Source organism: Enterovibrio norvegicus FF-33, assembly GCF_000286835.2.
GTDB classification, from domain to species: domain Bacteria; phylum Pseudomonadota; class Gammaproteobacteria; order Enterobacterales; family Vibrionaceae; genus Enterovibrio; species Enterovibrio norvegicus_A.
In genome coordinates this window covers 1,470,185-1,482,235 of record NZ_AJYD02000038.1, presented here as the reverse complement: position 1 = coordinate 1,482,235, position 12,051 = coordinate 1,470,185, and the positions used below count along the sequence as shown (strand labels likewise).

Genomic DNA, 12,051 nt, shown 5'->3' with positions numbered 1-12,051 from the left:
CATCCTCTACATTTTGTGCGTACAGCTCTTTGAGTGCTTTATCCAAAAAGAGTTTATTTGTATGTATACCCGCCGCTTTTCCGCGTGCATAGTCCATTAGTGAGATAGACCCGTTTTGCACTAGGTTATTTCAAGTCTAGTCAGATAAATAGCCTTTCACTCAAAGATAACAAATTGATCTTATTGACCAATTCATCAAAAGCAAATGAATTTGAGCGTGATTTGCGACAGGTATTAGACAGATTGGACAACTATCTGGGATAGCGACTAGGGTTGCGTAGGTTCAATGGTGAGAGGGAAATCATCATCTAATGAATCTTCTCCCAGGCTCTTCTTAAATACGTCAAAGGGAACAGGATCACCAAAATAAGAACCTTGAAGCATTTCGACACCCGCATGTATCAAATAGTCGGCTTGCACTTTGGTCTCAATTCCTTCTGCAACCACATGCAATCCCGACTCGCGTGAAAAAGCTAATATCGAATCCAAAATGGTATTTTTGAAATCCTCCAAACCAATACCATCAACAAACATTCGGTCAATTTTAATGGTGTCGATGTTTAAGATATGTAAGTAAGAGAACGCGCCATACCCCGTACCACAATCATCCAACTTTATCGAAATGCCTTTTTCTGTAAGCGTTTCGATGCAAATCGCAGCTTTATTGAGATCACCAAATTTAGTTCGTTCCGTGATTTCAAGCGACAATAAATGAGGATCGAGCCCATGCTCTTCCATTTTGTCGAGTAACTTCGTCGCCGTATCATTTTTTTCGAGATAGCTAGGTGACACATTAACGCTGACGAAAAAATACTTTGGTAATACCAATGTTTTAATATGATGCAAAACATTGTCCACCAGCTGATCGGTGATTTTATCAATTGAGCCATTCTGCTCGGCGAGAGGGATAAACGTATCAGGAGGGATATATTCGCCGGTGTTCGATAACCAACGAACCAATACTTCGGCGCCAACGATACGATAGCCGCCATCAACAGGACGCACAATCGGCTGATAAAACGGTATCAGGGCATTGGATTCAATCGCTTCATTGAGCAATCCAGTTAACCCTTTTCTATCAGATTGATTCAGTTCCACTCCCACTGCGATCAAGGCACCAAACAATATGACCAGTATGGAGAATAAATTAACTAAATCACCAACGAGATACTCAACGCCGTCTTCATTAATAAACAGTTTAACGCCAATATTATTACCGAGATCCCCATCAAATATTTCACGGTAAGGTAGCTCATTGCGTTGGTATAGTGTGATGTCTCGGCCATTAACATTGGTGACCATGTAAAGGCATTTGTCGCAGTTTGACAGAAAGTTTCTCGGCTGCTCAAAAACGAATCTCAGCACGCCTTTTTGACTGTGAAGGCGCATTTCTTCAAATTGGCTTTCGCTTAAAATCAGGGAAACTTCCGAAAAAACGATTTCATTTTCTGGGGCGTACCCCATTAACGCGCGCCCCGCTTTTTCTTTGTTATAAATTGAACATGAACTGCCGTCACTGAGGTGCAGATCAACATATTCAATAAAAATATTACCTGTTCCTGCCTGGCTCATCAGCTCGATATCATCATCGTCACAATGAAAAAGCAATTGCTCAGATAACACGCGCATTTGTTCGAAGCTTTGTCGATAAAGCTCAGTGTATAGCTGCGAAAGAACCGAAACATCTTCCTGTATTTTTTTCTGCACAAGCCAGTTTGAAACGGCAACCTGAGAAAAGTAGGCAAAAAGTATCGATACAAATATTATAATTAGCGCTTTACTGTGTTTTTCAAGCCATTCCACTGAGGCTACCGTTTAATCCCTGCACGTTGACACTAAGAATAGGACAATTGGAACGTATAAATATGTAAATAATCGAGACTAATGAGTGATTTTTCTTCATGTCTGCAATTTTTGCCCGGATATATCACCTAGCAACATGTGATAAAGTCGAACGCAGATATTTCTGCCTTTTCTATCAAGATGCATAATAAATAAGATGTATAGCGACTATGGCTCATAAACACTTTACACCGCCTGTTGTTCTTTCTATCGCAGGTTCAGACAGTTCCGCAGGTGCAGGTATTCAAGCTGACCTAAAAACCATTTCGGCAAATGGCGGCTATGCATGCACAGTTATTACGGCAGTGACTGCACAAAACACACAAGGTGTTTACGATGTTTGTCCCCTTTCTCCCGCGAGCGTTGCCGCTCAGATTGACGCAATTTTTGCGGATTTTAATGTTGCAGCCGTTAAAATTGGAATGCTAGCAAACGTCGATATCGCAAAAGTTGTTGTCGACAAGCTCACCATTTATGCCGCCAAGAACGTTGTTGTCGATCCAGTCATGCTATCAACCAGTGGACGAGAATTACTTTGCGAAGAGGCAATAGCTTACTGCAAAGCCCATTTATACCCACTTGCGACACTGCTCACGCCTAATATCCCAGAGTTTATGGCGTTAACAGGCAATATCGAACTCAACGATTTCACACAGACATCGCACAATGAAAATGTATACGAACTCGCTAGACAACAGTTAGGCTGCCAATGGCTCCTTATCAAGGGGGGACACGGCGTCGACCCAGCATTGTCGACCGACCAATTGGTCGGGCAACACTACATTCAATGCTTTTCAGCACCACGTATTCAATCACGCAATACCCATGGCACGGGCTGTACCCTGTCTTCGGCTATTGCGACTAGCCTTGCTAAGGGCATGTCAATGGCTGAGGCTGTAGAACACAGTAAACGCTATTTGACCCTCGCCATTATCAATGCAAGTCATCTCGAACTTGGCCAAGGTCATGGAGCATTGCAACATTTCCCGATTGCGACCTCTCCTGAACAATATGCAAATTGATTCAATTATCACGCTTAGCCTTGCAATCGCTTTTTCATCACAGATAGCACTAAGCATCTTTAAAATCAGGGACTTTTCAGCTCTCTACGTTGCGATTTGACTGTTATGACATAGACTTATTTTTGAGACCATAGACTCTTAATTAAGGTTATGACTTTTGCAGCCAGCCATGTACCACACCGAGCAAACATCTGAGCAGTCACCCTACTCTCCTCGCTTGTCATCCTTAGCGGCTATTGCGCTTGTTTGTTCGTTGATACTCATTTTCACCTTTACGCTTTACCACAGCGCGCAATCACGTCAGCACGAGCTTAAAAATCACATGCTTAACGTTGAGATAAATCGAGTTCAACGTGCCATCGAAGTCAACCTACAAAAAGAAGCCTATTTTTTGGTTTGGCTTGCAAATACCTTGCAGAATAAAGGCAAAATTGATGACCGAGTTTGGAAACGAACCACGGCAGGGATTCGCTCAACATTTCCTTTTTTCGCTGGCGTGTACTGGCTTGACGCAGAAAGTACCGTCCAATGGACAACGCCAACCAATTTTACCCCCTACCCGACAAACGCTAATTGGGAAGCCTCGAGTTCAGTAAAACTCAACGCAATGCCTGTGCTGTCAAGACTATCAACCTCCACGGTTCATCCTGCCCCAAATGGTAGATTGGCAATTGAAATGCTTCATCCCGTTGTGTTTGATGGTGAAATAGCCGGTCATCTCGGTGCCAGTTACAACATCAAGATGATGGTTGAAGCCATTGCGGCGGAATTTCTGCGCCCTGGACAAAACTTAGTGTTGAGTGATGGAGCCAGACCATTTATCGGAGAGCTTCCCACTGCTGCTGGAGCGATGGTGAATACGGTTGCACTCAATGCGCTTAATGGTCAATGGCAATTGACTGTTTGGCAAAGCAAAGAGGCAGAGCACACCTATTTTTCGCTGCCTATATTGATTTTCATTGCGGGAATTGTGGTCACAGCATTGGTTGCCATGTCTCTATACCTACTCGAAGTCAATATTATCGGAAGACGCGCTGAGTCCAGCATGGTCTCGATGCTTAAAGAAGAAATAACACAGCGTCGAGAGGCTGAAGCGCAACTCAAGTTTACCGCTAATCACGACCCACAAACGCATCTGCCTAATCGATTCGCCATGGAACAATATTTAAATAGAAACCTTCGTTCAGATCACGACATGGTATTGATGTGTGTGTCACTCGATAAATTTCAAGAAATCAATGATATGTATGGACACCTGGTGGCTGACCAGTTGTTGTTTGAAGCGGCGAAACGGTTCAAATCCGTGCTGCCGCCCCACGCAATTTTGGCCAGAATTAGGAACGACCAGTTTATGGTTGCCTGCGCGGGTATGTCGCAATTGGAAGCGGAAATGCAAGCCAATCAGCTGCGAATGTGCTTGGAAGAAGAATTCTACATCGAAGACAACGACATTCTGACAACTTGTGCAATAGGTATCGCTTATCGTTACAACAATGAACTTCTCGCCGATGACATGCTTCGCCACGCCGACACTGCCGCGAACAAAGCGAAAGCTTTAGGAAGCCGTAAGGTAGTGGCTTACAACCAGACCATGCAAGAGCAACTGAATCGTAAAAAAGAGCTTGAGCGAGCTATACGACAAGCGATCAATAATGATGAACTAAAACTGCATTTTCAACCTCAAGTTGATTTGCGGACACGTCAGATTGTCGGCGTAGAAGCTTTAGTTCGTTGGGAGTCTCAAAATGGCGTCGCCATCAGTACGGATGTCATTATTCAAACCGCTGAAGAAACAGGCTTGATGCAACGCCTGGGTCATTGGGTTGTTGATACAGCGTTGAAAGAGTTTTCCAGAATGCTTGATGAGCGCTGTGCGCCCAAATGTATTGCCATCAATGTGTCTGGTCATGAATTTCAAGACGGGTATTTAGCTGACTATGTGATACGTTCTGTGAACCGCTATGACATACCCGCATCTCGAGTACAAATCGAACTCACTGAACAAGTGTTTATCGAAAACCTTGAACGTAACCAGCATATTCTTAATCGACTGACCGCCTCTGGCATTAGTCTCGCCATTGATGATTTTGGCACGGGGTACTCTTCGTTGGCATACCTCAAACACTTCCCTGTCAACACCGTCAAGATTGACCGCGGTTTCATTAAAGACCTGCCCCAGTCAAAAGATGATTTAGTCATATGTCAGGCCGTGGTTAGCATGGCGAACTTATTACAATTGAAAGTGGTTGCGGAAGGTGTTGAAACGATCGATCAACAGGAATTGCTCAGAAATATCGGCTGTAATTTCGCCCAAGGTCACTTTTACTATGAACCAATGAGTGCAGACGATTTAATGGTGGTGCTCAAGAAACAAAGAGCCGGGCGTCTCTACCCGGCTTCTTAATCTTTTCAGCTTCATCGCATTTCAGCCAGAACGACTTGATGACTATTTTTTTAGCTGCAAAATGCAAAGCATTTTGGCTAGTTGGTTGCAGTTTTCCAAATTTCAGGTTGGATTGATACCACCGTATCGCCAATTGAAAACCATACCTGATCATCTTCAATCGTTGCCTGAATCGACATGCTGCGAGACAAACTTGCCCCCGCCGCATCCAACACTTCATCCATGATATTAATCACGGTCAAATTCTTGAAGGGATGTAACTTGTTTAACAGTTGCGTTTTCCACACTCTCGCTGCGTGATCATCGTAGGTGAACAACACGACGTCTTTCGCCAGCGAACAGGCTTTCTTCAGGCGCTTTTCATCCGGCAAACCGAGTTCAACCCAAAGCTCAATCTCGTCGCTATAATTTTTGATCCATAGCTCAGGTTCTGATTCGTCACTCAGGCCTTTTGTAAATTGCAAACGTTCATCCGCATATAACGTCCACGCAAGAAGACGAAGCATCATGCGCTTATTCGTTTCGGATGGGTGCTGCGCCAACGTAACAGCGTGGTCGAGGTACACGCCTCTCGACATATCTGCTACGTTAATTGACGCTTTATACACCGTTGCTTTAAGTGCCATGGTATTTCCTAGATTAAATGCTGTCGTTAAATAAGACCGTGATAAGGTCACTTTCTGTGCAAAGGCGCTCTTTGTCTCGCTTGGTCAGCCGCTTTATTTTCCACTCAAGCGACATAGCCTTTTGCTTATTCCCTACTTCATAAGACCAAGCAAGCGTGAGAGGTTGTTTTCCTCTCAAATATTTAGCAGTTTTCGTGCCGTTTTTTTGGTGCTCGCCAAATCGCCGCTCTACATCGGTTGTCACACCACAGTAGAGCGCGTTGTCTCGTGTTCGGATGAGGTAAACAGACCAAGAAGGAAAATCGTCGGGCGTTTGCTCGGCAGGTATTGATTCCATCGGGTTAAACGAATTCGCTATTCGGCGTCTTATTGAAGCAGTTCATTGACCAGTGCTTTCAATTCCGCCACTTCTCGCTCCAACGCTTCAACACGTGTAGTCAGTGAAGTATCTGCCACTTCCGTGGAAGCAACAAACGCTGTCGTTTCTGGTGTATCAGAACTAAAAAGGTGAGTATATCGGCTTTCTCGTTTACCCGGTTCACGCGGAAGCTGCGCAACGTACCCTTTTTCAATCAAGGTTACCAGCGCTGATTCCACGTCTTTCATCTCAGAGAATTCACACAGGCGGTTAGTACGAGTACGAAGTTCACCTGGCGTTTGTGGTCCACGGAGCAAAAGTACACAAATAATGCCCTTCTGCTGTACCGTAAACTGCAAGGTACCAAACTCTGTGTTGCAGAATCGGTGTTGATATTTGGTCACTCGGCTACCAAAACCTTCCACGTCACTGACCATGCGTTTCGCTTTCAGTTGCTCAACCGTATCCATCACTTCTGCATCAGTCAGTGAGTAGACTGGGTCACGATTACTTTTCTGATTTGCCGCAGTGGTCAAGCTGTTCAGTGTGAGTGGGTAAAGTTCAGGTGTCGTCACTTCTTTTTCAAGCAAGCAGCCGATAACACGCGCTTCGTAGGGAGTAAGTTCAATCGCCATGGTAATGCCTCTGAATAAATCCTTATAACTCGAGGTTATAGCAATCAACCGACAGGTCATCAATCACTTATGTCGATAAACGCGCAAAAGGCACTGACGACTGGTAGATATTTCACCAATTTACCTTTTTGAGCATGGATACCCGAGTAATCGTTGGAAAAATCATCATTATTACCGAACACTCTCCTGCAAGTTTGTCGCAACGATGTGATTTCGCCTCAATCACGAAAATTTTTGTCACGTCATTAATAGAAATTCATATAAGATCCGACCAATATTCTAATTTTGTAGTAGTCACTTCTCTCACATTGGTGTGGAAGCGATTTAAGGAGATGAAAATGGGGCTGTTTGGTAAAAGCGCTGCGTCTATGCCGTCGATGTCACTGGTTGCGAAACAATGCCGAGTTTTTGGCGAGTTTGATTTGGACGGTGACATTCAGTTCGATGGTCAGGGTGAAGGTACTATCATCCGTGCCCGCAATGTTGTCATCTCTTCAACAGGTCATTTTAAAGGTGACATTTACGCCGAACACGTCACTATTAATGGTTTCGTCGAAGGCTCATGCGTTGCGCGTGAAGTTAATATTCTCGGCAACGGCAAAATGAAAGGCCAAATCGAAAGTGAGCAGCTCACCATCGAAAAAGGTGGCTGTTTGATGGGCGAAAACAAGCTAAAAGATGAGCCATCACTGACAGTGGTGAATGAAGATAACACGACGAAGTCTGAGTCTAAAAAGACGCAAGCTTCTGCCTAACACGTTATATTGCTTTAATCGTCGACACTCGATAGTCGATTTGGCTATCTTCTGTTGACTTCACCTTCAAGCGAGATAGGATGCGCAGCTTTGTGCATTATCAGGAATTAAAGAGATGTCTGAACAAGCTACCCCAACTCTAGAAACTGTGAACCTGGAAGATCTATCTGCAGAGCTTCAACAAGTTATCAAATACGAAAAAGTTCCAGTTGAGCTATTCAACATGCTAGCGTCTGTTCATGAAGCATCAGAAGACGTTGTTCGCGAAACTTGGAATACAATGCCAGCAAGTGCGCAGAACATTCTTGATAACTTCGAGCAATTCCATGCGCTGGTTAGCCTAAGCCAAAGCTATGCAGGTATCGATTTCATGACTGAAGCTCAGGACATGAAATTTGACGACATGACTGACGAGCAAACACAAGATTACAAAGCAGGCTTGCTCGACAAACTGCTTCATAACTGTGTGAAAGATTTGGCAAAACAGCTAAAACAAGCACGTTTGAAGCCAGTAATGAAGCGTGAATTCCGTGAGATTTTCACCAAGTAATTCGTTATATAGCGTTAAAACTGTAGATATAAAAAAGAGGTGACATTGTCACCTCTTTTTTTGCCCAAATGTCAGTCCTGGTCGCATTGACCATTCTGACACTGAAAACTATGTACGAAAAAGTACCTTCACAACGTGCCAACCAAACTTGGTTTTCACGAGGTGTGGGGTCAATACTTCTCCGGTAAAGCAGATTTTATCAAACTGTGGCACCATCTGCCCACGTCGAAACTCACCCAAATCACCACCTTTCTTACCCGACGGACACGTAGAGTATTTCTTCGCAAGTGTTTGAAATTTTGCGCCTTTCTTGAGCTGAGCCATGATGTCATCAGCTTGTTCTTTATGCTTCACCAAAATGTGAAGTGCATGTGCAGTGCTGGCCATAACGCACCCCTATTCTACTGCTATTTCGATATGGGCGCTGATTATACCCATATCACGCTCGCTGTCACACGTCACGTTTAGGTGGAAGCTCTGCAAGCGGCAACCAATTCACCTCAACCCCCGCTTGTTCGAACATCTCGGCGCTAACTTTGATTTTCTCACCCCATCGAGACAGAAAATCTTCACTCTGCTCTGGGCAAAATACCTTGGTCATGCCCGTTTGAATAATTTTCGCCGCACAATTTGGACAAGGAAAGTGCGTGACCCAAATTTCGCACTCAAACAAATCACGTTTAGCAAACAAGATGGCATTCTCTTCTGCATGCAGCGTTTTCAGCAGTTTCATTTCGCGGTCATCGGTGTCAGCACTGTCCGATATACCATGTGGATAGCCATTAAAGCCCACTGATACGATGCGATTACCTTTGGTAATGACAGCGCCGACTTGTGTTGATGGGTCTTTACTCCATGAACCGACAAGTTCCGCCATTTGATAAAAACGTACTGCCCATTTCGAGATCATTGTATTTCCAATATGTTACCCATTCGTAATGGGTCTATTTTGCAAAACTGCTGCCAATAGCTCAACACAAAAAAGCGACCTTATTCGGTCGCTCTTTGATTATTTCACTATTTTCTAAAAAGCAGCGCTGTTTATCACTAGGTGCGTCAGGATAGAAGCGACGTAACCTAACAGAATAACGGGCGCCCACTTAAGGTGACCGAAGAAGGTATACATGCCTCTCGCCTGCCCCATCAAAGCCACACCGGCAGCTGAACCTAGTGATAGCAAGCTACCACCAACACCCGCCGTCAACGTCACCAACAACCAATTGCCAAGTGACATATCAGGTTGCATCGTTAGCACCGCAAACATCACGGGAATGTTGTCTACAACAGCGGAAAGTAAGCCCACAATGGTATTGGCCCAAATGGGGTCCCATTCCAAATACATAACATTGGAAACAAGGCTCAAATAGCCAATCAGACTCAAGCCGCCTACACACATCACAACGCCGTAGAAAAACAATAACGTATCCCACTCCGCATGGGACACTCTTCGAAACACATCAAACGGCACCACGGAGCCCAAGCGTTTAAGTGCTGCTTCATCATGTTTAGCTTGCGCTTCTGCTCGCTTTCTTGCCAAAGAACGAGGCAAGGTTTTGCGGAGGTAGAATCCAAAGAATTGTAAGTAAGCTAAACCCATCATCATGCCGATGACAGGTGGGAAATGAACAAGGCCATGGAAACCAACAGCAGTGACAATCGTGAGTAAGAACAAAACGACAATACGCTTAGCACCTCGCTTAACGTCGACAAACTCTTGAACCACATTGGGTTGTTCTTTAGGAATGAACAACGACATGATAAATGCAGGGATCACATAGTTGACCACTGATGGAATAAACAAGCTACCGAACTCAGTAAAGTTCACAATGCCCGCCTGCCAGACCATTAGCGTTGTAATGTCGCCAAATGGACTAAATGCCCCACCTGCATTGGCAGCAACAACAATGTTGATACACGCAATATTTATAAAGCGCGGGTTGTCTGCCCCTATTTTCATCACCACAGTACACATGAGAAGCGCAGTGGTGAGGTTATCGGCAATAGGAGAAATAAAGAATGAGAGAATGCCGGTAATCCAGAATAACTGCCGCAGGTCATATCCTTTTCCAAGGATCCAAGCTTTTAAGCCATCAAATAAGCGCCTCTCTTCCATGGCCGATATGTAGGTCATCGCAACCAGCAGAAAAAGCATCAGCTCTGCGTATTCCAATAGGTTGTGTTCGATCGCGGCTTTAGCAACCTCGATATCCCCAGAATGGCTATAAGTAAAGCCGATCAGGAGCCAGATCAAACCGGCGGCTAGCAAAACAGGTTTTGATTTTCTCAAGTGCAGCTGTTCTTCCAACATCACTAAAGTGTAAGCAGCTGCAAATATAAGAAGGGAGATATAACCCACGTATGAGTCTGTTAAATCGAGATAGTTGGCATCACTGCCAGATGCGAACACATTGCTAGAAAATAGCAATGCTAACGCGAGTAAAAGCTTCATCCTTGTGCCTCCGAGCAAACTAGAATTATTCCAATGCAGGGGGCAATGACACACGCACGATCTCGTATCTCATTTTCGTAAACGCATTACCCCAATTGGCCAAATCTCAATATTATTGATTTGTAGTAATGTCACCTAACAAGTGTTGAGTTAGGCGCAGAGACTGGCTATCGCGAGAAATAGTATATGCAGAAAGAGATAATTGCAGAGTAAATGTGTTGCTTTTAGGCTTGCCCCACAAACATGCTTATATTTCCACCAATGCTGCAAAGCGTGTTGGTAAATGAGAGCAGGATCTTTCATTTCAAAGTCAAAAGGTGATATCAGCCTAAAATTAATTTGTGAAATGGGCGAATACGTTGACTCGGTTTACAGTGTAAAAATTGCGCTGTTAACCTGCAAAGATCAAACTTTTTCATAAAAAGCCCACTCCTCCACATAAACTCCAATGTGACAAGCTATTCACCACCCTGCAACCAAAAACCAGTTATATATCTACATTATCAGTTTAATTAAGGTTAATTGTTCGACATTTTAAATTATTGGGTATAGTTTAGCTTTTGTATATTTCTCTATTTTATTCATAGGTTTAACAGTAAATATGCGCATATAAGCACTACGTTTTATTGACCATCACTCTTAGACTGCAACTTTAGTGACTGATTTAACGCGGGATTTTGGATATAACAATGGATTAACACGTGACAGCTAGATTGGTGTGCTGCCAATTGTCACTTATCAGGGAGAACGAGATGAACATTTCCAAACTACTTTTATCGGCTTGCTGTGCCACTACACTGTTTACTGCACCTTTTGTGGTCTCGGCAGAAACAGCGAAAGTCGCCGTTTCACAAATCGTGGAACACCCTGCTCTTGATGCAACGCGCCAAGGACTGTTAGATGGTCTAAAAGCGAAAGGCTATGTTGACGGTGAAAACCTCGAGTTTTCTTACCAAACCGCTCAAGGCAACCCTGCTATTGCGGTACAAATCGCTCGCCAATATGTAGGTGAAAGCCCTGATGTTCTCGTCGGTATTGCCACACCTTCAGCTCAAGCATTGGTTGCAGCCACAAAATCTATTCCTGTCGTATTCACTGCCGTTACCGACCCTGTTGGCGCAAGACTGATTAAAGATATGGCGAAACCAAGTGCCAATGTCACTGGTTTATCTGATCTTTCTCCCGTTGCTCAACACGTGGCTTTGGCTAAAGAACTGCTTCCAAACATGACAACCATTGGTGTGGTATATAACCCGGGCGAATCTAATGCCGTCGCACTGGTTGAATTACTCCGCGAAGCCGCAGACCAACAAGGCCTGAAAGTTGTTGAAGGTACCGCGCTAAGAAGTGCTGACGTGCAATCTGCGGCACAAATTGTTGCCTCTAAGTCTGACGTTATTTATGCACCAA

General features: G+C 44.2%; 12 protein-coding genes. 5 read left to right on the top strand and 7 right to left on the bottom strand.

All coding sequences use genetic code 11. The features are described 5' to 3' along the window. Nucleotides 1-267 precede the first annotated feature (267 nt). Nucleotides 268-1,803 carry an EAL domain-containing protein gene (locus tag A1OO_RS14880; RefSeq protein ID WP_017003475.1) on the bottom strand — a complete coding sequence of 512 codons (1,536 nt, stop codon included), beginning with the start codon at nt 1,801-1,803 and terminating at the stop codon, nt 268-270. 209 nt (nt 1,804-2,012) lie between these two features. Between A1OO_RS14880 and thiD the strand changes: the two genes are divergently transcribed. Both thiD and A1OO_RS14870 read left to right on the top strand, forming a co-directional pair. Next, entirely contained in the window at nt 2,013-2,864 is an 852-nt protein-coding gene (gene thiD, locus A1OO_RS14875) for a bifunctional hydroxymethylpyrimidine kinase/phosphomethylpyrimidine kinase (RefSeq protein WP_017003474.1), read from the top strand. Nucleotides 2,865-3,021: 157 nt separating this feature from the next. Continuing rightward, on the top strand, nt 3,022-5,268 hold the full coding sequence (locus A1OO_RS14870; protein WP_017003473.1) for a putative bifunctional diguanylate cyclase/phosphodiesterase: 2,247 nt from the start codon (nt 3,022-3,024) through the stop codon (nt 5,266-5,268). Between the two features lie 77 nt (nt 5,269-5,345). On the opposite strand, the gene A1OO_RS14865 is transcribed toward A1OO_RS14870, so the two are convergent. The 3 genes from A1OO_RS14865 to A1OO_RS14855 are packed head-to-tail and all read right to left on the bottom strand — an operon-like array spanning nt 5,346 to nt 6,887. Beyond that, a complete protein-coding gene (locus A1OO_RS14865) occupies nt 5,346-5,894 on the bottom strand; it encodes a YaeQ family protein (RefSeq protein WP_016958685.1) in 549 nt (182 codons plus the stop codon). A 13-nt stretch (nt 5,895-5,907) separates the two neighbouring features. Beyond that, a complete protein-coding gene (locus A1OO_RS14860; protein WP_016958684.1) occupies nt 5,908-6,231 on the bottom strand; it encodes a GIY-YIG nuclease family protein in 324 nt (107 codons plus the stop codon). Nucleotides 6,232-6,260: 29 nt separating this feature from the next. Then, entirely contained in the window at nt 6,261-6,887 is a 627-nt protein-coding gene (locus A1OO_RS14855; protein ID WP_017003472.1) for a YceH family protein, read from the bottom strand. A gap of 338 nt (nt 6,888-7,225) precedes the next feature. Here A1OO_RS14855 and A1OO_RS14850 point away from each other — a divergent pair, with 338 nt between their 5' ends. Both A1OO_RS14850 and A1OO_RS14845 read left to right on the top strand, forming a co-directional pair. Then, a complete protein-coding gene (locus A1OO_RS14850; RefSeq protein ID WP_017003471.1) occupies nt 7,226-7,642 on the top strand; it encodes a bactofilin family protein in 417 nt (138 codons plus the stop codon). A gap of 115 nt (nt 7,643-7,757) precedes the next feature. Continuing rightward, nucleotides 7,758-8,192 (top strand): DUF3069 domain-containing protein, encoded by a 435-nt coding sequence (locus A1OO_RS14845; RefSeq protein WP_016958681.1) that lies wholly within the window; start codon nt 7,758-7,760, stop codon nt 8,190-8,192. Nucleotides 8,193-8,300: 108 nt separating this feature from the next. Here A1OO_RS14845 and A1OO_RS14840 read toward each other — a convergent pair whose 3' ends face one another. The 3 genes from A1OO_RS14840 to nhaD form a co-directional block, all read right to left on the bottom strand. Further along, entirely contained in the window at nt 8,301-8,579 is a 279-nt protein-coding gene (locus A1OO_RS14840; protein WP_016958680.1) for a peptidylprolyl isomerase, read from the bottom strand. A gap of 64 nt (nt 8,580-8,643) precedes the next feature. Next, nucleotides 8,644-9,102, bottom strand: a complete 459-nt coding sequence (locus A1OO_RS14835; protein WP_016958679.1) for a dCMP deaminase family protein — start codon at nt 9,100-9,102, stop codon at nt 8,644-8,646. Between the two features lie 114 nt (nt 9,103-9,216). Beyond that, the gene (gene nhaD, locus A1OO_RS14830; RefSeq protein WP_016958678.1) at nt 9,217-10,641 is read right to left on the bottom strand and encodes a sodium:proton antiporter NhaD; all 1,425 of its coding nucleotides are present in this window, start codon (nt 10,639-10,641) and stop codon (nt 9,217-9,219) included. Nucleotides 10,642-11,393: 752 nt separating this feature from the next. Between nhaD and A1OO_RS14825 the strand changes: the two genes are divergently transcribed. Next, nucleotides 11,394-12,051, top strand: a 658-nt coding sequence (locus tag A1OO_RS14825) for an ABC transporter substrate binding protein (RefSeq protein ID WP_017003469.1), incomplete at its 3' end; no start/stop codon positions are given.

Coding starts and splice junctions, on each gene's coding strand:
- thiD (WP_017003474.1), top strand. CDS start 2,013: ATGGCTCATAAACACTTTACACCGCCTGTTGTTCTTTCTATCGCAGGT.
- A1OO_RS14865 (WP_016958685.1), bottom strand. CDS start 5,894: ATGGCACTTAAAGCAACGGTGTATAAAGCGTCAATTAACGTAGCAGAT.
- A1OO_RS14860 (WP_016958684.1), bottom strand. CDS start 6,231: ATGGAATCAATACCTGCCGAGCAAACGCCCGACGATTTTCCTTCTTGG.
- A1OO_RS14855 (WP_017003472.1), bottom strand. CDS start 6,887: ATGGCGATTGAACTTACTCCCTACGAAGCGCGTGTTATCGGCTGCTTG.
- A1OO_RS14850 (WP_017003471.1), top strand. CDS start 7,226: ATGGGGCTGTTTGGTAAAAGCGCTGCGTCTATGCCGTCGATGTCACTG.
- A1OO_RS14845 (WP_016958681.1), top strand. CDS start 7,758: ATGTCTGAACAAGCTACCCCAACTCTAGAAACTGTGAACCTGGAAGAT.
- A1OO_RS14840 (WP_016958680.1), bottom strand. CDS start 8,579: ATGGCCAGCACTGCACATGCACTTCACATTTTGGTGAAGCATAAAGAA.
- A1OO_RS14835 (WP_016958679.1), bottom strand. CDS start 9,102: ATGATCTCGAAATGGGCAGTACGTTTTTATCAAATGGCGGAACTTGTC.
- nhaD (WP_016958678.1), bottom strand. CDS start 10,641: ATGAAGCTTTTACTCGCGTTAGCATTGCTATTTTCTAGCAATGTGTTC.